The organism is Rhodobacteraceae bacterium D3-12, from assembly GCA_025916135.1.
In the GTDB taxonomy this organism is placed as follows: domain Bacteria; phylum Pseudomonadota; class Alphaproteobacteria; order Rhodobacterales; family Rhodobacteraceae; genus JAKGBX01.
In genome coordinates this window covers 784,540-805,123 of sequence record CP104793.1, presented here as the reverse complement: position 1 = coordinate 805,123, position 20,584 = coordinate 784,540, and the positions used below count along the sequence as shown (strand labels likewise).

At 60.1% G+C, this 20,584-nt stretch carries 22 protein-coding genes and 1 pseudogene; 15 read left to right on the top strand and 8 right to left on the bottom strand.

Going from position 1 to position 20,584, the window contains the following annotated elements; all coding sequences use genetic code 11:
- The first annotated feature begins 34 nt into the window (after positions 1 to 34).
- From N4R57_04055 to N4R57_04035, 5 genes are all read left to right on the top strand, one after another.
- The gene (locus N4R57_04055; protein ID UYV38271.1) at positions 35 to 748 is read left to right on the top strand and encodes an SDR family oxidoreductase; all 714 of its coding nucleotides are present in this window, start codon (positions 35 to 37) and stop codon (positions 746 to 748) included.
- Positions 749 to 829: 81 nt separating this feature from the next.
- On the top strand, positions 830 to 1,858 hold the full coding sequence (locus N4R57_04050; GenBank protein ID UYV38270.1) for a TRAP transporter substrate-binding protein: 1,029 nt from the start codon (positions 830 to 832) through the stop codon (positions 1,856 to 1,858).
- A 57-nt stretch (positions 1,859 to 1,915) separates the two neighbouring features.
- A complete protein-coding gene (locus tag N4R57_04045; GenBank protein ID UYV38269.1) occupies positions 1,916 to 2,452 on the top strand; it encodes a TRAP transporter small permease subunit in 537 nt (178 codons plus the stop codon).
- The gene (locus N4R57_04040; GenBank protein ID UYV38268.1) at positions 2,453 to 3,817 is read left to right on the top strand and encodes a TRAP transporter large permease subunit; all 1,365 of its coding nucleotides are present in this window, start codon (positions 2,453 to 2,455) and stop codon (positions 3,815 to 3,817) included.
- Between the two features lie 2 nt (positions 3,818 to 3,819).
- Positions 3,820 to 4,599 (top strand): SDR family oxidoreductase, encoded by a 780-nt coding sequence (locus N4R57_04035; protein ID UYV38267.1) that lies wholly within the window; start codon positions 3,820 to 3,822, stop codon positions 4,597 to 4,599.
- Here the strand turns inward: N4R57_04035 and N4R57_04030 are convergent.
- Complete coding sequence (locus N4R57_04030; protein UYV38266.1) at positions 4,587 to 5,513, bottom strand: mechanosensitive ion channel; 927 nt, start codon at positions 5,511 to 5,513, stop codon at positions 4,587 to 4,589. The genes N4R57_04035 and N4R57_04030 overlap by 13 nt on opposite strands.
- A gap of 248 nt (positions 5,514 to 5,761) precedes the next feature.
- Here N4R57_04030 and N4R57_04025 point away from each other — a divergent pair, with 248 nt between their 5' ends.
- A complete protein-coding gene (locus tag N4R57_04025) occupies positions 5,762 to 6,223 on the top strand; it encodes a PRC-barrel domain-containing protein (GenBank protein ID UYV38265.1) in 462 nt (153 codons plus the stop codon).
- A gap of 70 nt (positions 6,224 to 6,293) precedes the next feature.
- Here the strand turns inward: N4R57_04025 and N4R57_04020 are convergent, their stop codons facing one another.
- A complete protein-coding gene (locus N4R57_04020; GenBank protein ID UYV38264.1) occupies positions 6,294 to 7,526 on the bottom strand; it encodes a DUF2254 domain-containing protein in 1,233 nt (410 codons plus the stop codon).
- A gap of 235 nt (positions 7,527 to 7,761) precedes the next feature.
- Between N4R57_04020 and N4R57_04015 the strand changes: the two genes are divergently transcribed.
- Both N4R57_04015 and N4R57_04010 read left to right on the top strand, forming a co-directional pair.
- Positions 7,762 to 7,953 carry a PLDc N-terminal domain-containing protein gene (locus N4R57_04015; protein ID UYV38263.1) on the top strand — a complete coding sequence of 64 codons (192 nt, stop codon included), beginning with the start codon at positions 7,762 to 7,764 and terminating at the stop codon, positions 7,951 to 7,953.
- 248 nt (positions 7,954 to 8,201) lie between these two features.
- Positions 8,202 to 8,561 carry a hypothetical protein gene (locus N4R57_04010; GenBank protein UYV38262.1) on the top strand — a complete coding sequence of 120 codons (360 nt, stop codon included), beginning with the start codon at positions 8,202 to 8,204 and terminating at the stop codon, positions 8,559 to 8,561.
- Here the strand turns inward: N4R57_04010 and N4R57_04005 are convergent.
- Both N4R57_04005 and N4R57_04000 read right to left on the bottom strand, forming a co-directional pair.
- Positions 8,536 to 8,910 (bottom strand): hypothetical protein, encoded by a 375-nt coding sequence (locus tag N4R57_04005; GenBank protein UYV38261.1) that lies wholly within the window; start codon positions 8,908 to 8,910, stop codon positions 8,536 to 8,538. The two genes, N4R57_04010 and N4R57_04005, sit on opposite strands and share 26 nt — an antisense overlap.
- Before the next feature lie 4 nt (positions 8,911 to 8,914).
- Entirely contained in the window at positions 8,915 to 9,256 is a 342-nt protein-coding gene (locus tag N4R57_04000; protein UYV38260.1) for a DUF883 domain-containing protein, read from the bottom strand.
- Between the two features lie 176 nt (positions 9,257 to 9,432).
- Between N4R57_04000 and N4R57_03995 the strand changes: the two genes are divergently transcribed.
- Positions 9,433 to 9,603, top strand: coding sequence for a DUF1328 domain-containing protein (locus tag N4R57_03995; GenBank protein ID UYV38259.1), 171 nt, complete (start codon positions 9,433 to 9,435; stop codon positions 9,601 to 9,603).
- Positions 9,604 to 9,691: 88 nt separating this feature from the next.
- Positions 9,692 to 10,189, top strand: a complete 498-nt coding sequence (locus tag N4R57_03990) for a DNA starvation/stationary phase protection protein (GenBank protein UYV38258.1) — start codon at positions 9,692 to 9,694, stop codon at positions 10,187 to 10,189.
- A 118-nt stretch (positions 10,190 to 10,307) separates the two neighbouring features.
- On the opposite strand, the gene N4R57_03985 is transcribed toward N4R57_03990, so the two are convergent.
- A complete protein-coding gene (locus N4R57_03985; GenBank protein UYV38257.1) occupies positions 10,308 to 11,123 on the bottom strand; it encodes a response regulator in 816 nt (271 codons plus the stop codon).
- Positions 11,124 to 11,225: 102 nt separating this feature from the next.
- On the opposite strand from N4R57_03985, the gene N4R57_03980 reads away from it, so the two are divergent.
- Genes N4R57_03980 through N4R57_03965 form a run of 4 tightly spaced genes read left to right on the top strand, consistent with a single transcriptional unit; the run spans position 11,226 to position 13,673 of the window.
- Positions 11,226 to 11,402 carry a NepR family anti-sigma factor gene (locus tag N4R57_03980; protein ID UYV38256.1) on the top strand — a complete coding sequence of 59 codons (177 nt, stop codon included), beginning with the start codon at positions 11,226 to 11,228 and terminating at the stop codon, positions 11,400 to 11,402.
- Complete coding sequence (locus N4R57_03975; GenBank protein UYV38255.1) at positions 11,402 to 11,956, top strand: RNA polymerase sigma factor; 555 nt, start codon at positions 11,402 to 11,404, stop codon at positions 11,954 to 11,956. Before N4R57_03980 ends, N4R57_03975 begins: the two co-directional genes overlap by 1 nt.
- The gene (locus tag N4R57_03970) at positions 11,956 to 13,410 is read left to right on the top strand and encodes a sensor histidine kinase (protein ID UYV38254.1); all 1,455 of its coding nucleotides are present in this window, start codon (positions 11,956 to 11,958) and stop codon (positions 13,408 to 13,410) included. Before N4R57_03975 ends, N4R57_03970 begins: the two co-directional genes overlap by 1 nt.
- Positions 13,371 to 13,673 (top strand): hypothetical protein, encoded by a 303-nt coding sequence (locus N4R57_03965; protein ID UYV38253.1) that lies wholly within the window; start codon positions 13,371 to 13,373, stop codon positions 13,671 to 13,673. The genes N4R57_03970 and N4R57_03965 overlap by 40 nt, the downstream gene beginning before the upstream one ends.
- Before the next feature lie 52 nt (positions 13,674 to 13,725).
- Here N4R57_03965 and N4R57_03960 read toward each other — a convergent pair whose 3' ends face one another.
- Together N4R57_03960 and N4R57_03955 are read right to left on the bottom strand one after the other, a co-directional pair.
- A complete protein-coding gene (locus N4R57_03960; protein ID UYV38252.1) occupies positions 13,726 to 14,748 on the bottom strand; it encodes an AI-2E family transporter in 1,023 nt (340 codons plus the stop codon).
- Between the two features lie 207 nt (positions 14,749 to 14,955).
- Positions 14,956 to 15,153, bottom strand: a complete 198-nt coding sequence (locus N4R57_03955) for a CsbD family protein (protein UYV38251.1) — start codon at positions 15,151 to 15,153, stop codon at positions 14,956 to 14,958.
- A gap of 256 nt (positions 15,154 to 15,409) precedes the next feature.
- Here N4R57_03955 and N4R57_03950 point away from each other — a divergent pair, with 256 nt between their 5' ends.
- The gene (locus N4R57_03950; protein ID UYV38250.1) at positions 15,410 to 17,170 is read left to right on the top strand and encodes an alpha-amylase family glycosyl hydrolase; all 1,761 of its coding nucleotides are present in this window, start codon (positions 15,410 to 15,412) and stop codon (positions 17,168 to 17,170) included.
- A 14-nt stretch (positions 17,171 to 17,184) separates the two neighbouring features.
- Here N4R57_03950 and N4R57_03945 read toward each other — a convergent pair.
- Positions 17,185 to 20,570, bottom strand: a pseudogene (locus N4R57_03945) (efflux RND transporter permease subunit).
- Positions 20,571 to 20,584 lie beyond the last annotated feature (14 nt).

Below are 20,584 nucleotides of genomic sequence, written 5' to 3'. Positions count from 1 at the left end.
AAACCCAACAAGGAGGAATGGGGAGGCACATGCCATGACCAAAGCCACGGCAATCGTGACTGGCGGAGCGGGGACGCTCGGTCTTGCCATTGGCCGCGCCTTGGTTGCGGATGGCTGGCCCGTGCTGCTCGTCGATCTCACCGATACAGTCATGGACGCGGCTCAAAGCATTGGCGCGCGTGGATTTATCGGCGATCTGACAGACCCCGACACCCGCAATAGCCTCATAAGCCAAGCCGGCGAGATCGGCGCGCTGATCAACTGCGCCGGGCTGGGCCGCGTCGTGCCCTTCTTTGAAACCGACAAGGCGCTCTGGGACAGTATCATAGAGGTCAACCTGACCGTGCCCATGCTCCTGTCACAGGCGGCGGCACAGGCGATGGTCAAAACCGGCGGCGGCAATATCGTCAATATCGCCTCGGTCTCGGGCCAAGTCGCCAGCCGCGGGCGCGTGGCCTATGGCACCTCCAAGGCCGGGCTGCTGCACCTGACCCGCCAGATGGCCGTCGAACTGGCCGAACATAACATCCGTTGTAACTCCGTTGCCCCCGGCCCGGTTGATGGCCCGATGGCCAAACACCACCCGCCCGAGCAACGCCAGCGTTACCTAGAAACCATTCCGCAAGGCCGCTATGCGCGCGGCGAAGAGATCGCCGAAGCCGTGCGCTTCCTCGTCTCACCCGGCGCATCCAACATCACCGGCCATTGCCTCAACGTCGACGGAGGATGGCGTATCGCAGGGGTCTGACGCATCGCGCAGCCGCCCCGAACACCCGAATTTACACAAGACCCGGCCCATCGCCGGTTTGATTATAACGGAGGAGAAAACATGAAACTCAAAACACTGGCCCTTACGGCCGCCCTGACCGCTCTGGCCCTTCCGGCTGGCGCGCGCGACATTGAAATGCAGTCGATCTACCCCGGCACCCTGCCGCTACTCGGCTCGTCCGGTGCCGAACTGGGCGGGCGTATTTCCAAAATCACCGGCGGAGAGCTGAACTTTGTCTTCCGCAACCCCGGCGAAATCGTTGCTGGCAACGAAATCTGGGACGCGCTTTCAACCGGCGCCATCGAAGCGGCTTGGTATAGCCCCGGCTTTGCCGAAGGCGTCGTGCCCTCGGCCTCGCTCTTTACCGCCTTCCCGTTCGGCCCGGACGTGCGCGAATATACCGCCTGGTGGTATAACGCTGGCGGCTATGAACTCTGGAACGAGATTTCCGCCCCCTACAACATCCACTCCGAACTCTGCTCGATCCTCGCCCCCGAAGCCTCGGGCTGGTTCCGCGAAGAAATCAACACCCCCGCCGACCTCAAAGGCAAGAAGATGCGGATCTTCGGCCTCGGCGCTGCGGTGATGGAAAAACTCGGCGTCGCGGCGCAATCCATGCCCCCCGCCGACACGATGAGCGCGCTCAACCTCGGCACCATCGACGCCGCGGAAATGTCCTTCCCGGCGATCGACAACGCGCTCGGCATGTATGAGCACGCCAAGCATTACTACTTCCCCGGCTGGCACCAGCAGACCTCGCTCATCGTCTTCATGATGAACAAAGACAGCTGGGACGGCCTGAGCGATCGTGACCGCGCCGCCATTCAGGAAGTCTGCACCGCCAATGTGGCCCGCACCACGGCACAGGGCGAAGCGATCGAAATCGCACCGCTGAAAAAGATGCAGGCCGAAAACGGCGTCATCGTCCACCGCTGGAATGACGAGATGATGGCTGCCTTCCGTGGCGCATGGGACGAGGTCGTTGCCGAAAAGACCGCGCAAAGCCCCGAGTTCAAGCGCGTCTGGGATCATATTCAAGCCTTCCGCACCGAATATGCCCAGTGGAAAGACCTCGGCTACGTCGACTAAACGCAACCCTGCGCGGGCCGCTTTGGCGTGGCCCGCGCAGCTTTCGGGAATTGCATCATGGAAACCTGTCTCACCCTGTCGCGCTGGTTCGCGCTGCCATGCCGCTGGTTTGCCGCGCTTTGCGGCGCGCTTATCCTGATCCTTGCGGGCGTTATCATGTATGACGTGATCGGGCGGCGCTTCTTCGCCACCGGGTCGTTCAAACTGCAAGAGCTGGAATGGCATCTGCACGGCGCGATTGCGGTGCTGGCCTTTGGCTATGCCTATCTCAAGGACGCGCATGTGCGGATCGACATCTTCGCCGCACGGATCGGCGCCCGCCGTCGCCTCTGGCTTGAATTGTTTTCCATCATCCTGTTCCTGCTGCCCTTCATGGGTCTGCTGCTGTGGTTTGGCTACGACTTTGCCGAACGCTCCTTTCTGCGCGGCGAAACCTCGAATGGCGGGGTCGGCTTGTCGCACCGCTGGATCATCAAATCGGTCATCCCGGTTTCGGCTGTGCTGACCATGCTCGGCGGCCTTTCGGTCGCTTTGCGCTGTGTTGTCTCGCTCTATCGCCCCGATCTGCAACCCAACCCGTTCGAGGCCAGCTAAATGGAATTTCTGAGCGACCTTTTGCCCGCCTTCATGTTTCTCGGGCTGATCTTTGGCCTGTTTTCAAGCCTCCCTGTCGGCGTCATGCTGATGGGTGTCACGCTAATCTTTGGCTCCATCGCGCTTTATTCGGGCGATATCCGCTTTGCCCAGCTAACACTTCTGCCGAACCGGATCTTTGGCGGCATCATCGAAAACCCGGTGCTTGTCGCCGCGCCGATGTTTGTCTTCATGGGGCTGGTGCTGGAAAAAACCCGCATTGCCGATGACCTGCTGATCGCGCTGCAAAAACTGCTGCGCGCGGTGCCCGGCGGGCTGGCCCTTGCGGTGACGCTGGTCGGCACGATCCTTGCGGCGGCGACCGGCATTATTGGCGCCTCCGTGGTGATGCTCACGGCGCTGGCGTTACCGACGATGATCAAACGCGGCTATGCCCCCTCGCTCGCCGCGGGCACAATCGCCAGCGCGGGCACGCTTGGCATTCTCATTCCGCCGTCGGTAATGCTCGTCTTCATGGGCGATCTGCTGACGCTGAACCTCGCCAAGCTCTTTGTCGCGGCCTTCCTGCCCGGCCTTGCGCTGGCGGGGCTCTACCTCCTCTATATCGTGCTGATCGCATGGCGGCGGCCCGATCTCGCCCCGCGCGCCCCCCGCGACGGGACCGAAACGTTCGACGGCTGGGGCGAACTCGTCGTCTCGCTCGGCCTGCCGTTCCTTATCATCGTCGCGGTGCTCGGCTCGATCCTCGGCGGCGTGGCCACCCCGACCGAAGCCTCAGGCGTCGGCGCTGTCGCGGCGCTGCTCCTCGGCTTCCTGCGCCGTAGGCTCGACTGGAAGGCGCTCACCAGCGCGCTTGACGGTTCGATCCGCACCATCGCGATGCTGTTCTTCATCTTTGTCGGGGCAACGGCGTTTTCCTATATCTTCCGCCTGATCGGGGGCGAGCACTTTATCGTCTCGACCGCACGCAGCCTGTCGTTTGGCGATTGGGGCCTCCTGGCAATGATGATGCTGATGATTTTCATCATGGGCTTCTTCTTTGACTGGATCGAAATCACGCTGATCATGCTGCCGATCTTTGCGCCCATCGTGCATACGATGGACTTTGGCGATCACGTGGCAAAGGGCGATATGATCTACTGGTTCGCAATCCTTGTGGCGGTGAACCTGCAAACCTCGTTCCTGACACCACCCTTCGGCTTTGCCCTGTTCTATCTCAAGGGCGCGGGCGGGGCGCATGTCACCATGGGGCAGATCTATCGCGGCATCATTCCCTTCGTGCTGCTGCAAATCGGCGCGCTGATGCTGTTCGTGTGGAAGCCGGGCATCGTTATGTGGCTGCCCAATACGCTCTTGGGGAACTGACCATGAAACGGCTTGAAAACAAACGCTGCGCCATCATCGGCGCCGGGTCGATCGGCGCGGGCTGGGGCAATGGCAAGGCCACCGCCCTGCGCTTTGCCCGCGAAGGGGCGCATGTGCTCTGCGTTGATCGCAACGCCGAGGCCGCCGCCGAAACCGCTGCCCTAATCCACGCCGAAGGCGGCAGCGCCACGACCCTCGCCGTTGATGTCACCACGCCCGACGCCGGTGCGACCGTGCTCGACACGATGGTGGCCCATTGGGGCGGGATCGACGTGCTCAACTATAACGTCGGGATCAGCATGCCGGGAGGTGTCACCGACACATCCGACGCCGATTGGGAGCGTATCTTTGATATCAACCTGACCTCGGCCATGCGCTTGTCGCGGGCGGTTCTACCCGCCATGCAGGCCCAGAAATCCGGCGCCTTCATCTTTGTCTCGTCGCTGGCGGCGGTCTATTCCGCACCCTACAGCTATGTCTCTTACGAGGTATCCAAGGCCGCGCTCCTGCGCCTGTCGCGCTCTATCGCCAGCGAGAACGCCGCGCTTGGCATCCGCTCCAACGCGATCCTGCCCGGCGTGATCGACACCCCGCATGTCAGTTCGTTCGTTGATCGCGAAACCCCGCCCGACGAGCTGGCCAAACGCCGCGCCGCAATGGTGCCGATGGGCCGGCAGGGCACGGCGTGGGACATTGCCAACGCCGCGCTTTATCTTGCTTCGGACGAAGCCGGCTTTGTCACCGGCATCGACCTGCGCGTTGATGGTGGTCAGCTCGCCTGAGCCACCTCTTCGCTGTCGTCACGCACCAGCACGGGCGTGTCATGCACCAAGGTGCGCGTCGGGAACGGGATGTCGATATCACCCGCGTCCATCGCCTCTTTGACCTTGCGCGTCATGTCGGCCTTGAACTGGAAATAATCCCCCGCATCGCACCAGACCCGCACAAGGAAATCAACGCTGCTGTCGCCTAGGTTCGTCACCTGAAAGAACGGCTCCGGGTCGCTCAGCGCCCGCTCATCAGCAAGGATCGTGTCGCGGATCACCTGCTCTGCAGCGGCAAGGTTAACGCCATAGCCCACGCCAAAGGTCCACTCGGCCCGGCGCGTGGCGTTGGTCGAATAGTTCTTGATCGTGTTGCCCCAAACCTCCGAATTCGGCACGATCACCTGCACATTCGACAGATCGGCCAACTCGGTATAGTTGAGCGTGATATCCTTGACCGTGCCCATCACGTCGTTGACCTCGACAAAATCCCCGATTTTAAGCGGGCGAAACATCACAATCATCACCCCCGCCGCAACATTCGACAATGTGCCCTGCAACGCCAAGCCAATCGCCAGACCGGCAGCACCGATAACCGCAACAATCGACGTGGTCTGCACCCCGAATGTGTTCAGAACAAACAGAGCGGTAAACGCCAGCACAGTGTAACGCGTCACATTCCCCAGAAACCGGAACAGCGTCACATCCAGATGCTCATACCGCTCCCCGACCCGCACAATCCGGCGCTTCAAAAACCCCGCGATAACAAAACCGGCAAAGATGATCAGGATCGCGGCCACCACATTGCCCGCCAGATCAAACAGGCTCTCCAGCGTCACCAGATCGGCCAAAGACTTGCCGTCATAGATGTCGGTTTGAAACAATTGCGCAATGAACCCCTGCGGTTCGGTCGTCGTGGTCGTCTGATCCATGGTTTTTCGTCACTTTCCTAGGTTTTTCAACGCGGCGCGCGCATCGGCGCACCCTTCCGGGTCTTAAACGCATGCCCGCGCAAAAGGTTCCAGCCCCCTTTGGTGCTGAATATTCTATAATCTAATGAATTCAGCAGGTTGATGGAATATTTCGAAAAAGATTTTTTCACCCGGAACATTTCGCATCCGCATGTGTTCTCTCCCCACAGCACGACAATGTGCATGTAACTGAAAGTAAGGAGAGACCGATGAAAAATCTTATGATGACCACCGCTCTTATCACCTTTGGCGCATCCGCTGCCATTGCCGATTCCATGGCCGACAGCACGCCGCTGGACAAATCACCCGAGGCTGCCAAGACCGAGATGACCGACAAAGACCCGGCCATGAAAGCCGAGACCAAGCTCGATATCGACGGTTTTGCGGCTGCCGAACAGCAGTATATCACCGCCGAGACCCTGACCGGAACCGAAGTCTATGACTCGAAAAACGTCTGGATTGGCGAAGTGTCCGAAGTTCTGATGACGGACGACATGAAAGTCGAAAAAGCCGTGATCGACGTTGGCGGCTTCCTTGGTATTGGCGAAAAGCCGGTCGCGCTTGAGCTCGACAAGCTGAATGTTCTGCGCTCCACCGAAGGTGACGACATGCGCGTTCACGTCACGCTGAGCAAAGCCGAACTGGAAGCCATGGACACCTACGGTAAATAAGCCGTCCATCGCTTGACACATCTACCGGAAAAGGGGGGCGCCATGCTCCCCTTTTTTGCGTTCGCCGCGCCTACCCTTCATCCAACTGGGCCAAAAACTCTTTCAGCGTATCGCGGTGCGCGCTGTCCTCGATCTGCTCTTTCATCTGCACAAAGATCCCCGTCACATGGCTCAAACACAGCGCATCCGAGCTTACATATGGATAGGCCGCGCCAAATCCGCCCTGCAAAATGTCGCGAAACTCTGGCCGCCTAAGGCGCACCGCGCCCTGCGTTTCCCCCAGCAAACCACCTTCGTAATTCGCGCCCGTCACTGCCGCCGCATGCAACCAGTTCAAACAGTTGATCGCCGTGAACGGATCGTTCATTCCCGGCGACATCGCCCGCGCGATCATCTCAACCAGCTGATCCACCACGAACATCAGGTTCTGCGCTTCTGTCGGGCTCGCCCCCAATGCAAACGCGGTGCGGATTTCGCGCCTCACCGCCTCATCGCCCGCGGCCTTACCCCACACCCGCAATACCACCGTGTCGTGGGTGACAAAGCTCCCGATCGGGCGCATCACCTGAATACACAGATCATTTTTCTCGGCCAGATCGCGCAAATCCTGGGTGTTCAACGCCTGAATATAGCCGGTTTTTGACAGGGTGACATTGGCCTCCGCCTCGGTCCTGGGCCAGGTCACGGCGCCACCTTCCTCGCTGCGCTCGCCTTGGGCCTCAATCACCTTTTTGATTGCCCCGACAAGCCTGCGCCCCAGCGCGGCGGTGATATTCGAAACATTGATGGTTTCCGGGATGTGATGCACGAAATAGATCACCGTAAACACCGACACCAACGTCAAAATCAACGCCAGAAAGATCGACAGATGCGGCACAAACACCTCGTCCGCGCCCGAAACCCCGCCCCCCTGAATGGCGCGCAAGATCATCAAAGCGAACACAAAGGTCATGATCAAAATGCCAAGGCTCCATTGATTGCCCCGGTCGCGCATGAAATTCCCGATCAGCCGCGGCCCGAAATTGCCCGACGCAAACGACACCGCCGCGATCGTCATCGAAAACAACACCCCCGCCACGCCAAAAATCGACTGCGCAACGATCGACAAGAGCGACCGCGCGCCCTCGACATGGGTGTTGCGAAACGCCTGCGGCGGCTCAAACGGCAACCACTCGGGATTGCGATCAATGAACAAACTTGCCTGCGACACCAACAGCGCCAGACACACCAAAGAAGCCGGCAAAAACCAATAACTCGCCCGCACATCCTGCACCAGCTTCGCCACAAAAGCGTTTATTCTCATCGTGTTCACCCCCAACTTTCGCAGCGCTCGCGCCCGCAGGTCCATTCCAAGGGCGCACGCCCCTAAACACCTAACGCAGCGCGCCGGTTTCCGTTCCCAAATCACGCCGAAATCCCTGTATTTTCAGCCAAATTTACGGAACAAACCCGCCCTCCCGTGCGTTTTATATCTGAAGCCCGCAGATAAAACCCGCCAATAACGCGGCAGCGGGATCAGCACCGAAGGAGATATAACAATGTTGGAAGTTAGTGGATTAGGCGGCCTGATCATCTTGGTACTCGACATTTGGGCAATCGTTTCGATTGTCGGATCGAGCGTCTCAACCGGCAAGAAAGTTCTCTGGACGCTTCTCGTGCTCTTCCTGCCGTTGCTGGGCTTTATCATCTGGCTTGTGGCGGGTCCGCGCAGCGCGACATCCCACGCCTAACCAAAGGGGGGCTACCCCCGATGAACGACATGCCAAGCGGGCCGATTTCGGCCCGCTTTTGCGTGTTCATAGCGCTCCATTTCTGAAACAGCGGTCTTTTCTAACCCAAATGTGGTGCGCAGAACCATCCAAGCCAATCGCAGAGTAATTATTGCATAGAAAATATTGCACGGTAATCTGTCTTGGTTTAAGGCACGATCCCGCTGCGGGCTCAATTCGCCCGCCTCCTCGGTTCAGGAAAAATTGGTATGGCTTCGAGAATGCTGGTCATCATGGATGACCCTATCGTTGCGATGGATCTAAGTCAGATCCTGCAAAACTGCGTGCCCGACGCAGTGATCGAGGTGGCTGACACCATCGACTCCGCGATCGAGCAGTCCTCCGCCTCGCTCGCCCATCTCGCCTTGGCGATGATGCCCAGCGGTCACGCCGCCGCCAACCTCATCGCCATGATGCGCCGCAGCGTTGGTGAACGTCTGATTTTGTTGTCGGATGATGACGAGCTTCTGGACACATCAGAGACCGGCAAGGTCGTCATCCTGCCGCGTCTCTTTACCGATGCGATGATCGCCTCGGCGCTTTTTACTCTGGGCGTCGCGTCACGCTAGAGGCATTGGTGCCCGCCTGCATGCCGTATAAAAACGCCTGCATCAACGGTGGCGCTTCACCCGCTGGCGCATGCTGCGCCTCGCTCTCGTGCAGCGCCTCGCGATAGGCCCGCGCCTGTGCGTTTCGCGCCCCTGACGAGCTTGCCACCCCGATCAGGATCAGGCCCAGCCCGGCGTATACGCCACCAATGATCGACGCCGCCGCCAAAGCATCCAACGTCGCAGCAAGGTAAATCCACGCCGCCGCCGTCAAAAACGCCAAGCCAACACCAACACAAAGCAGCCCCCCCGTCAGGAGGCCTGCCTTGCGCGCAGCATCGGCTGCGGTTTGTTTGATCCCGCTCAGCATCGGCTCACCGGCGCGTGCTCAACATGCCGACAAGAAAGCCGACACCGGCTGCAATACCCATCGCGGTCGCGGGCTTCTGCTGAATGAACTCATTCGCCTGCGTCTGGGCATATTGAGCCTGTGCGCCAACCTTTTCGGCCGCCTCGGCCCCCTTCTGCTGCGCCGTGTCGCGTGCCGATTTGACCCGCTCGCTGGCGGCGTCCTTCAACGCGCTTGCCTTGGATTTCCCCAGCTCGGCAATCGTATCCGTCAGGCTGCCCAAATCCTTGCGCAGCGTTTCGATTTCCGCCGAAAGATCAGCTACCGTGGCGTCCTTTGCGGAACCGTTGGTCGATGTTCGTGCCATGTCGTGGTTCTCCTTATGAGGGTTGTTGGCGTGTCTGGCACCTCAACCCCCATCCACGCCAAAAGTTCCCCTCATCACAAAAAGTTTTTCTTGGAACCCAAGCCGCCCTGACCCGTTGTCTTTTCACAATGCCGCTGCTGGCGGCGCATCAAAATAACTACTGAAAGGAACATATCATGCTGTATTGGGCCCTTGTTTTCTTTGTTGTGGCGATCATCGCCGCCGTCTTTGGTTTTGGCGGCATCGCCAGCGCATCGGCTGGCATCGCGCAAATCCTGTTCTTCATTTTCCTCGCCCTCTTTGTCGTGGCGTTGATCGTGAATGTGGCGCGTAGCGCCTCGCGCTAACCACGCATAATCCGGTGAAACGGGGGGCGGTCTTTCCGCCCCTCTTTCGCGCCTCCCCCTTACCAACTCGCAAAAAAGGAGCTTTCAAATGACATCTCCCCTAAACGTCGTCCCGCAAGAACATGACATCAAATCCGGCGTGCGTAACGCCCAAGCGCTTACCCGTGGCCTTGCCGATGTGCTGGCCGATACCTATCGGCTGATGTTCAAGACCCACGCCTATCACTGGAATGTCGAAGGGCCGCTGTTCTTCTCGCTGCACAAGCTCACCGAAGAGCAATATGAAAACCTCTTCGCCGCTGCCGATGTATTGGCCGAACGCATCCGCGCCTTGGGTCAACTCGCCCCCTCGACGCTGGCTGAAATCACCGACGCTTCGGTGATCAAAGACCTCACCGACAGCCCCTCGGCGGGTGAAATGTGCGCCGATCTGGCCGCCGATCACGAACGTGTGGCCCATCGCCTGCACGCCCTGATCGAACTTGCCGGCTCGCATAATGACGCCGTGACCGAAGACCTCGCGACCGCGCGCTCGTCTTTCCACGAACAGGCCGCATGGATGCTCAAGGCGATCACCGCCAAGTAATCCGGTCAAGCAATCCGGCCAATTAATCCGGCGCGCAAACGCCTGACCGTTCACACGAAAACCCCCGCCAGAGGATCACTCTGGCGGGGGTTTGTCTTGGCGCAAATCGCAAGCCGCCCTAGGCGGTCAGCGTCCGGGTCGAGGCAAAGAACATCGCCTGGCTCACCGCCGTCTCGACCTGCTCTTCCTTGTAAGGTTTCGAGATCAGGAACGCCGGTTCCGGCCGCTCACCCGTCAACAGCCGCTCGGGGAAGGCGGTGATAAAGATCACCGGCGTTTCGCCCAGCGCGCCCAACAGGTCATTCACCGCGTCGATCCCCGATGAATTATCGGCCAGCTGAATATCAGCAAGGATCAGGTCCGGCGCGTCGGCCTTGCCCATTTCCACCGCTTCACTGCGGGTGCGCGCCACATTGGTCACACTATGCCCCAGATCGCTGACAATCACGCTCAGATCCTCGGCGATGATCGGCTCATCCTCGATGATCAAGATCCGCCCGGACACGCTGCGTTCCATATCCTTGCGCGCCGTGGCGACCAAGGCCCGCACCTCATCGCGGCTCACGCCCATAATCTCGGCAATATCGGCAATCGAGAAATCCTCGACTGTGGACAGCAACAGCGCCTCGCGGCTGTTCTGCGTCAACCCGGCCAGATGCGCCTGAGCCCGCGCTGCCGTTTCGCTCTCGGCCTCACCAATCGGTGCGCCCGAACTGGACCAGATGACGTGGAAGCATTTGAACAGCCCCACCTTGACGGAAATATCCCCGCCCTCGAACATCGAGCGATCCTGCAACAACGCCTCAAGCGTCGCCACCGCATATTTATCCCCGCTTGATTGTGCCCCGGTCAGCGCCCGCGCATAGCGACGCAGAAACGGCAATTGCGCCGCAACCTGATCGGAAAAATCCATCGTGTCTTGAGTGTTTGACATTTTTCTTTGCCTTTTTTCAAACTTTCTGGGAACCAAACGCATCCCGCGGGCGTTTGGTTCCGGTGGCTGAAGAAATATTTGTGAAAGAGCTGAAGCAATAGCATGAAAAAGACAACAGGCAATGACCCGGACCGCATCGCCGAGCTGATCGACGAGAACCTCAAGCTGGTCTACTCCGACCTCGTGCAAGAGGAACTCCCTGACCGGTTCAAGGATCTTCTCGCTGTGCTCAAGGCCCAAGACGCGGAAAAAGACTCCGCCGACAAGGATCACCGCTGATGTCGGATGATCCCAGAAACGAGCTGGTCGATCACCTGCCGGCGCTCAGGGCCTTTGCTCTCAGCCTCACCCGCAATGGTGCCGCCGCCGATGACATGGTCCAGGATACGGTCATCAAGGCATGGACCAATATCGACAAGTTTCAGCGCGGCACAAACCTGCGCGCCTGGCTTTTCACGATCTTGCGCAACACCTATTACTCCAGCCGCCGCAAGCTCAACCGCGAGGTCGCCGATGTCGATGGCGCCTTTACCGAAACCCTGTCGGTCAAACCCGATCACGACGGGCGCATGAACCTTGCCGACTTCAAAACCGTCTTTGAAACCCTGCCCGATGAACAACGCGAAGCCCTGATCCTTGTTGGCGCGTCGGGCTTTTCCTATGACGAGGCCGCCGATATGTGCGGCGTTGCCACCGGCACGATCAAAAGCCGCGTCAACCGTGGCCGCGCTCGCCTTGCCGAACTGCTCGAACTCGACGAAAACGCGCCCATGGAACTCACCGATGCCGCCACCATGTCGGTGATCTCCAGCTCCGGGACCGTGCCACAATAATGCCTGACAACACGACGCCGCTCCATTGGTATAGCAGCCTGCGTGTCCGGCTCGCCGCCCTCTTGTCGCTCGCGCTGCTGCCGATCGGACTGATCGCCGTCCTGCAAACCAAAAGCGTCAGCGACAAGGCTCAGGAAAACGCCGAACTGGCGCTTCTGGTGCTGACTGAAACCGCAGCACTGCGCGAACGCATCCTGATCCAGCGGGCGTTCGGCGCCGCGTCGGTGTTCACGTCCCAACCCCGGTTTCTTGCGACCGAGGGCAACACTTGCTCGGCGATGCTCTCCGAATTTGTGCTCAAATCCCCCACCTTCAGCTTCGCAGGCTTCGCCCCCCTCTCTGGCAAAATGACCTGCTCCTCGGCGCGCAAACCCATCGACCTGTCCGACTCCAAAGCGTTTCAACGTGCCGTTGCCGACGCCCGACAGCGGGTCGATGTGAATATCGGCACCCAAATGGGCGGCCCGTCGGTTGTCACGGTCTCTGATCCGGTGATGCTCAATGGCGAGCTTATCGGATTTATGCAGGTCTCGATCCCGCATTCCAAAATTGACGAGGCGATCGAAAAACTCGACGCCCCCGCCCTCGTCGATATCGTCACCTTCAACGGCGCGGGCGAAGTGCTCACCACCCGCACCAATGTGAACGAAGCCGCGAGCCGCCTGCCGCTCGACATCAACCTCGCTGTGTTTTCGCGCACCTCCGCCTCTTTCTCGACCGAAGGCGTCGACGGCGCGCAATACCTCTATACGGTCGTGCCCATCGAAAGCGGCCAGTTCTTCGTGCTCGGCATTTGGGACCCCGAAATCGGCCTCGCGCAACGCGCCGACGTGCTCTTCCCGACCAGCCTGTTTCCCGTCCTGATGTGGGTGATCAGCCTCGCCGTATCGCTCTTTGCGGTGCACCGCTTGGTCTCGCGCCACGTCAACAAACTGCGCTCTCAAATGGTCCGCTTTGCCCGCGACCGCGAGATGCCGGCGCAAACAACCGCCCCCGAAATGCCCACCGAACTGGCCAGCATCCACCGCTCTTTCGTGCTCATGGCCGAATCCATCCTGCACGACGAAGCCGCCATCGAAGACGCGATGCGCCAGAAAAACATCTTGATGAAAGAGGTCCACCACCGGGTCAAAAACAATCTGCAACTGATCTCTTCGATCCTGAACATGCAGATCCGCGACGCCGAACATACCGAGACCAAGCAAATCCTGCGCCGCATGCAGGACCGCGTGCTCAGCCTCTCGACCATTCACAAAGACCTCTATCAAACCAGCAACGCCGGCCTCGTCGACATGGGGGCCTCCTGCGCGAGATTATCGACAAAAGCACCGACATCGGCACCAAAAGCCCGGTCGACATCCGCGTCGACACCGACATTGACCATGTGCTGCTCTACCCGGACCAAGCCGTGCCAATGTCGCTTTTTGCGACCGAAGTCGCCACCAACGCGATGAAATTCGCCGGCGCACCCCAAGGCGGCGCACCGTGGATCGCGGTCTCCTTCAAACGGGACGCGGACAACACCTGCACCTTCTCGCTGGCCAATTCGGTCGGCGGCGAGTCTGGCGCCGAAAGCACCGGCCTCGGGTCGCGATTGATCAAAGCCTTCGCAACCCAACTCGGCGGCACCGTAGAGATCTCGAATGACGCGGAGCGCTTTGAAATCACCGTGACGTTCCAAGCGACCGAGTTTGAACCCGACGCCAATGATTTCTAACATCGCTTTCTGACAACGTCTTCTACCGGCGCCGTTGATCAGCGCCGGACAATCACCCGGCGCTACCGGCTTCGCGCCGCTCGATCTCTCCGCGCACGAACACCTCGGCCACCGACAGCGACCACACCAGCAGCGGTATGGCAATCACCCCGCCAATCGGCCCCCAAAGCCACAGCCAGAACACCAGCGACACGAACACCAACAACGGGTTCACCGACAGGCGCTGACCGACCAAAGCAGGCGTCACAAACTGCCCCTCGGTCGCATTCATCGACAGATAAAGCGCCGCAGGCACAACCGCCCACGCGCCGTCAAACGCCACCAACCCCGTCACCAGCAACGCCCCGGCAAGCGCGATTGGCCCAAGGTAGAGCACATAGTTCAGCATGAACGCCATGACGCCCCAGAACACAGCCCCCGGCAATCCGATCAGCTGAAGCACAATCCCTACCAACAGGCCAAACCCCGCGTTGATGGCCGTAATGGTCAGGAAATACCGCGCCACCTGCGCCTCTGCGCGGGTGAAATCCGCCTCCTCATAGCCGCCCAGCGTCGCCCCAAGCCAGCGGTAAACCTCGGGCCGCGTCATCAGGAAGAAATACAAAACGCCGACAAAGATCATCACCTGCGCAAGGAACTGCGGCGCATAAAACAGCGCATCACTCAGCGGCGGCACATCAAAAGCAGGCTCCACCTTGTCCGCCCCCTTCGCATCCGGGTCGATCGCTTTGGCAACATCCTCGGCAATCTCGTTCAGACCCAGCATCATCGCCTGTAATTGCTCAACCGCATCACGCAATTCATACCAGATCACCGGCGCACGCGTGATCGCTTCGCTGACATAGGGCTCCAGAAACACGGTCAAAATCGCCAACAGCGAAAACGCAATGCCCACCGTCACAAACGCCGCCAACGACGGGCGCAGCTTTAACCGCGCCAGCATGTCGAAAAACGGCGACAAAACCACGCCAAACACCATCGCGCTCAAAACTGGCGCGAAAAATTCCTTGGCTATGCTCAATGTGGAAAAGGCAACGACAACCCCGATGCCCAAAATGGTGATACGCGTTATCATCGGTGTCACCATGGCGGGGCTATATCCTTTTGCTTAAAAAATCGAACGCCCGGAACATGCGCATCTCTGGGGAGGGAGACAGGAAAACAGGCTGCATGACCGGGCGCTCTATCAGGGAACTCTTATCGGGAGGAATGGTTCCCTAATTTTTTCGCCCCCTCTGGGGGCTGCGTCGCAGGGAACCGTTTTGTCCCCTGCGCATCTGCATCAAAGCGTCGCGAGCCAGTCGTTGACTTCCTTCTCGGCCTCTTCGCGCGACTTGCCATAGCGTTCCTGAACCTTGCCAACCAACTTTTCGGCATTGCCTTCGACCTGATCCAGATCATCGTTGGTCAAAGCACCCCACTTCTCTTGGGCACCGCCCTTGATCTGTTTCCATTTGCCTTCGATCTGATCCCAATTCATGTCTATGCTCCTTGGTTTCTGTCGTATTTCAATCTGTCTCAGTCACAGCCCTCATGCCGTAACAGTGAGAGAACGCGCGCCCCGCCCAAAGGGTTCCACCGATCCGCCACTTTCCCCCCGGCTACGGCCTCCATCGCCCCGCAAAACGCTTATAAAATGGGCAGTTGCTAAGTTTTCTCTTAATTTCCCCGCCCCGCTCCCGCTATCATGGGGGCACGCCTCCCGCGGCATAGTGGGACACCAGAGCAGAGGGTTCATGTCAGACCAAAACCAACCGTTCAGCCAGCGCCTCGCCCGGCTCGTCCGTCAAATCTATCCCGATCTAGACGCCGACATCCTGACCAGCCTCATCATTGACGCGTTCTGGCCCGATGGGCGCATCCGCCGCAAACGCGCCCGTCCTGTCGGGAATACCCTCTGGAGCGAGAAGGACGCGCTTGTCATCACCTATGGCAACTCGATCATCGACGGCAAACACAAGCCCCTCGACCTGCTGCGCGACTTCTTGCAACGCTATATGGCCGACGCGGTGAACTCCGTGCATATCCTGCCGTTCTTTCCCTACACGTCGGACGATGGCTTCGCCGTCTCCGACTACCGCGCCGTCAATCCGCAACTCGGCGATTGGCCGGACATCACCCGCATCGCGGACGAATTTCGCCTGATGTCCGATCTCGTGCTCAACCATGTCTCAAGTCAGGGCCACTGGTTCAACGCCTACCTTCAGGGCCAAGCGCCCTATGACCGTTTCTTCTTCGAAGCCTCCCCCGAAGATGACCTCACCGCTGTCGTGCGCCCGCGCACCACGCCGCTCCTGCAACAGGTCGAAACCGCCAATGGCCCGCGCCACGTCTGGTGCACCTTCAGCCACGATCAGGTCGATCTCGACTTTCGCAACCCCGAGGTGCTGCTCGAATTCCTGCGCATCATCCGCCTGCACGTCGACAATGGCGTCAGCATCATTCGCCTAGATGCGGTGGCCTTTCTGTGGAAAATCGCGGGCAGCCCCTCGATCCACCTGCCCCAAACCCACGCCATCGTGCAACTGATGCGCACGCTGTGTGACTACGCCACAGAAAAGATTATTCTGCTGACCGAAACCAACGTCCCCAAGGCCGAAAACCTAAGCTATTTTGGCACCGGCCCGCATGTCGGAAGCGAAGCGCACGCGATCTATAACTTCCCGCTGCCGCCGCTGATCCTGCATGCGATGATGTCGGGCAACGTCGAATATCTGCGCCGCTGGCAACGCGCCATGCCGCCCGCGCCGATGGGCTGCGCCTATCTCAACTTCACGGCCAGCCATGATGGCATCGGCATGCGCCCCGTCGAAGGGCTGCTCCCCGATGACGAGAAAACTCGCGTCATCGACACCGTCCGCAAAAGCGGCGGGCTGGTCTCCATGCGCACCCTCCCCGACGGGGACGAGGCCCCTTACGAGCTCAACATCACCTTTTTCGAGGCCATGCGCCAAACCTTCAAAGGGGCTGACGCGCTGCATATGGCGCGGTTTATCTGCTCGCAAACCATCGTCATGTCGCTCGAAGGGATCCCGGCGTTCTATATCCATTCCCTGCTCGCCACGCCCAACGATCACGACAGCGTCGTGCATCGCGGCATGAACCGCGCCATCAACCGCCACCGCTGGGATTACCCAACCCTGCGCGCGCGCCTCGCCGACCCTGCATCAGATCAGGCCACGGCCCTCTCGGCGCTCTCTGAACGGCTGATCCTGCGCAAGGCGCAACCCGCCTTTCACCCCAACGCGACACAGTTCACGGTAACAATCGGTGATGACCGCGTCTTTGGCCTCTGGCGGCAAAGCCTGCACCGGCATCAATCCATCTTCGCCCTGCATAACGTCAGCGATGAAACGGTCCACCTGCCGCTCTCTGTTATCAACCTGATCGAGGATCAGACATGGCGCGACCTGCTCAGCGACGACATCATCGACACCGCCGCCGACACGCTCACCCTCGCGCCCTATCAATGCCGCTGGATCAGTAACAAAAGCTAAGGTGACGGTTGCGGCTATCGCCCCGGCTTCATCCGCCGCGCGACCATCGCCTGCGCCAATACCGCAACCACAAACAATCCGATCACCAGCGCCAAAACCCCCAGCACAAACAGCACGAACGCCGCCGCCATTGGCCCGACCCCGGGCACAATCGTGGCCAACGCATCCGGCAACGCCCCGCGCCACACCACATGCCCGATCGTCGCCCCCAACCAGCACAGCGACAAAACCCCGCCAACCACATTCACGCCGCGCAGCACAAACGCCCCCTGCGCGCTCTGATCCCGTGGCGAAACGCGGCCACCTGCCGCCCGATATCCGCCTGTATCGCAATCAACGCCGGCACGACGAGCAAGACAAGGATCACCCCAAACCCCAAGCCGTAAACCAAGGTGATAACCGTCGGCTTCAAAAACTGCGCCTGTTGCGAGCGTTCAAACAACAGCGGCGCAAGCCCGAACACAGTGGTCGCCGTGGTCAACAACACCGGGCGCAACCGGTCCGCCGTCCCGTCAATGATCGACGGGATCAACCCGCGCTCTTCGGCGTATTCGTCGATTGTCGTGACCAACACGATTGAATCGTTGATGATGATCCCGGTCATCCCCAACAGCCCGACAACCGTGAACATGCTCAACGGCACATCCCACGCCGCATGGCCGTATATCGTGCCGATCAACCCAAACGGAATGATCGCCATCACCACCACGGGCCGTGTCCAGCTTGAGAAAACCCAAGCCAGCACAAGGTATATCCCGGTCAGACAGAGCGTCAGCCCAAGCCGCGCATCGTTGAGAAACTCGTCCTCCTGCTCGCTCAGCCCCGACATCTGCCATACCACCTGAAAGCGCGCTGCAATATCGGGCAGGATCTCGGCTTGTAACGCCCGCATGATCTCTTCTGCGCGCGCCGCGTCATCCTCGGAAATGTCGCCCGTCACCGACACGGTGCGCACACCGTTCTCGCGCTTAACAGTCGAGAATCCGGCGCGGTTTTCGACGCTGACTATATCGGCCAACGGCACATATGCCCCCTCCGGCGTGCGCATCTGGCTGCGCTCCAGAAAATCCGCCGTCAGCTCTCCCTTGGGCAGCTCAACGCGAATTTCCGCGCTCCTCGGCCCGTCGGGATATGTCGCCGCCTCCAAGCCGTTCAACCGATACCGCAGCACCCGGCCCAACTCATCAATGGTAAAGCCCAGCGCCCGCCCCTGCGGCGTCAGCTCAAGGATCAACTCGTCCTTGTCATAGGACAGGTTGTCCTCGACCGCGCTCACCTCAGGGTAACGCGCCACCGCAGTCTTAAGCGCCTCTGCCGCCTGCTTCAAAACCTCCGCCGAAGCGCCATAAAACTGCACGTCAAGCGCATCGCCACCGGGACCGGACCGCCACCCGCGAAAGCTCAAAACCTCAACCATCGGGTGGTTTTCAACCCGCTCCTGCAACTCGCCAACAAAGGCGAAACTGGAATAGGGGCGCAAATCAACGTCGATCAGCTCAATCGCAATGCCCCCCAAAAGATCCGCATCCTTGGTGTCCGCCCCGGGAAGCGCGCGCCCCGAATTGCCGCCCACTTCGGCGATGACATAATCAATCGGGTTGCGGCCATAGCGCTCTTCATATTCGCGCCCCAGCGTCTCAACCGCCTCCTGCATCAGCCGCATCTGCGCAATCAGATCCGCACGCACCGCGCCCGGCGCCATGGCGAAATTGCCGGTCACGCTGCTGCGCTCGGGCGCGTTGAAAAACCGCCATTGCACGTCGCCCTTGATCAGCAACGCGGCCTGCGACGCCAGCAACAAAAGCGCCCCGGCAAACACCGGATACCGCGCCCAAACCACCCCGGCAATGAACGGGCGGAACAGATATTCGCGCACCTTCACAAAGCCGCGGTTCACCACGCGCGAGGGCAAATCATACCAATGATCCTTGGACGAATGCTTCAACGCATGTGACATGTGGTTGGGCAGGATCAAAAAACACTCAACCAGACTCGCCGCCAGAACCACGATCACCGTGAACGGTATATCCTTGATCAGATCGCCAAACCGCCCGCCAATCGCCACCAGCCCGAAAAACGCGATGATCGTGGTCAGCGTTGACGAGAAAACCGGCATCGCCATGCGCTTGGCCGCGTTCTCGGCGGCCTCCACCGGTGCCTCGCCCAAATCCTTGACCCGCGCATCGGCATGTTCGCCCACCACGATCGCATCATCCACCACGATCCCCAGCGTGATGATCAGCGCAAAAAGCGAGATCATGTTGATCGTCAAACCAAACATATACATCAACGCAATCGTGCTCAGCATCGCCACCGGAATGCCCGCAGCCACCCAAAACGCCGTGCGCGCGTTCAAAAACAAAAACAGAATGCACAGCACAAGGACCAGCCCCATCGCGCCGTTATCAATCAGAATGTCCAACCGGTCGGTGATCGCTTCGGCCCGCGTGCGGATCAAATCAACGCTGGTCCCCTCAGGCAGGGTCGCCTGCAACGCGGCGGCCACCTTTTCCACCTGCGCCTGAATGGTGATCGCATCCCCCTGCGCCGAGCGGTCCACCCGGACCGACACCGCCGGATTTTGCCCAACATAATACGCGCGCGTCCGGTCGATCCCCTCGCGCCTGACCTGCGCCACATCCCCGATGGTCAACTTCGATCCATCCGGGTTAACCCTCAGCGTGATCGCAGCCAACTCATCCGGTGCGCGTTTCTCCTTGCCGGTGCGCACCCGCGTGTTGGCCCCCTCCACGTCCCCCGCAGGCGAGGCATCTACCTCGGCGGCAATCGCGGCGGCAATCTGTGCGAATGTGACGTTGTATGAGATCAAATTGACCGACGGCACCTCGATCACGGTGCGCGGCGCGGCAACGCCGCGAATGGTGGTTCGCGTCACCCCTTCGGCAAACAGCCGCGTTATGAATTCATCGGCAAACCCGCCCAGCTGCTCTGGCCCCACCGGCCCGGTGATCACCACATCCGTGACCCGGTCGCGCCACACGCCGCGCACCACCGTGGGCTCCTCGGCCTCCTCCGGTAAGGTCGTCAGCGCATCCACCGCCGTCTGCACATCATCCGCCGCGCGCGCCATGTCCCATGATGGCTCGAATTCCAGCGTGACAACCGCGCGCCCCTCGCTTGAGGTCGCGGTAGACGCCTCAACCCCCTCAACCGACAATAACGCCGGTTCAAGGATCTGCACGATGGCGCGGTCCACATCTTCGGCCCCCGCCCCTTCCCATACGACCGAGACGCTCACGCTGTCGACGATCACATCGGGGAAAAACTGCGCCCGCATCCGTGGCACCGCTGCGATCCCCGCAACGATCAACACCACCAGCAGCAGGTTCGCCGCTGTGGCGTGGCGGGTGAAATACGACAACAAGCCCGAGGGTCTCATACCGACCACCCGCT

What these genes read in the sequence shown, in the direction of transcription:
- N4R57_04045 (UYV38269.1), top strand. Translation starts at nt 1,916, where the DNA reads ATGGAAACCTGTCTCACCCTGTCGCGCTGGTTCGCGCTGCCATGCCGC.
- N4R57_03970 (UYV38254.1), top strand. Translation starts at nt 11,956, where the DNA reads ATGCCTGACAACACGACGCCGCTCCATTGGTATAGCAGCCTGCGTGTC.
- N4R57_03965 (UYV38253.1), top strand. Translation starts at nt 13,371, where the DNA reads ATGTCGCTTTTTGCGACCGAAGTCGCCACCAACGCGATGAAATTCGCC.
- N4R57_03980 (UYV38256.1), top strand. Translation starts at nt 11,226, where the DNA reads ATGAAAAAGACAACAGGCAATGACCCGGACCGCATCGCCGAGCTGATC.
- N4R57_04010 (UYV38262.1), top strand. Translation starts at nt 8,202, where the DNA reads ATGGCTTCGAGAATGCTGGTCATCATGGATGACCCTATCGTTGCGATG.
- N4R57_03985 (UYV38257.1), bottom strand. Translation starts at nt 11,123, where the DNA reads ATGTCAAACACTCAAGACACGATGGATTTTTCCGATCAGGTTGCGGCG.
- N4R57_03960 (UYV38252.1), bottom strand. Translation starts at nt 14,748, where the DNA reads ATGATAACGCGTATCACCATTTTGGGCATCGGGGTTGTCGTTGCCTTT.
- N4R57_03975 (UYV38255.1), top strand. Translation starts at nt 11,402, where the DNA reads ATGTCGGATGATCCCAGAAACGAGCTGGTCGATCACCTGCCGGCGCTC.
- N4R57_04055 (UYV38271.1), top strand. Translation starts at nt 35, where the DNA reads ATGACCAAAGCCACGGCAATCGTGACTGGCGGAGCGGGGACGCTCGGT.
- N4R57_04025 (UYV38265.1), top strand. Translation starts at nt 5,762, where the DNA reads ATGAAAAATCTTATGATGACCACCGCTCTTATCACCTTTGGCGCATCC.
- N4R57_03955 (UYV38251.1), bottom strand. Translation starts at nt 15,153, where the DNA reads ATGAATTGGGATCAGATCGAAGGCAAATGGAAACAGATCAAGGGCGGT.
- N4R57_04035 (UYV38267.1), top strand. Translation starts at nt 3,820, where the DNA reads ATGAAACGGCTTGAAAACAAACGCTGCGCCATCATCGGCGCCGGGTCG.
- N4R57_04040 (UYV38268.1), top strand. Translation starts at nt 2,453, where the DNA reads ATGGAATTTCTGAGCGACCTTTTGCCCGCCTTCATGTTTCTCGGGCTG.
- N4R57_03950 (UYV38250.1), top strand. Translation starts at nt 15,410, where the DNA reads ATGTCAGACCAAAACCAACCGTTCAGCCAGCGCCTCGCCCGGCTCGTC.
- N4R57_03995 (UYV38259.1), top strand. Translation starts at nt 9,433, where the DNA reads ATGCTGTATTGGGCCCTTGTTTTCTTTGTTGTGGCGATCATCGCCGCC.
- N4R57_04015 (UYV38263.1), top strand. Translation starts at nt 7,762, where the DNA reads ATGTTGGAAGTTAGTGGATTAGGCGGCCTGATCATCTTGGTACTCGAC.
- N4R57_04050 (UYV38270.1), top strand. Translation starts at nt 830, where the DNA reads ATGAAACTCAAAACACTGGCCCTTACGGCCGCCCTGACCGCTCTGGCC.
- N4R57_04005 (UYV38261.1), bottom strand. Translation starts at nt 8,910, where the DNA reads ATGCTGAGCGGGATCAAACAAACCGCAGCCGATGCTGCGCGCAAGGCA.
- N4R57_04020 (UYV38264.1), bottom strand. Translation starts at nt 7,526, where the DNA reads ATGAGAATAAACGCTTTTGTGGCGAAGCTGGTGCAGGATGTGCGGGCG.
- N4R57_03990 (UYV38258.1), top strand. Translation starts at nt 9,692, where the DNA reads ATGACATCTCCCCTAAACGTCGTCCCGCAAGAACATGACATCAAATCC.
- N4R57_04030 (UYV38266.1), bottom strand. Translation starts at nt 5,513, where the DNA reads ATGGATCAGACGACCACGACGACCGAACCGCAGGGGTTCATTGCGCAA.
- N4R57_04000 (UYV38260.1), bottom strand. Translation starts at nt 9,256, where the DNA reads ATGGCACGAACATCGACCAACGGTTCCGCAAAGGACGCCACGGTAGCT.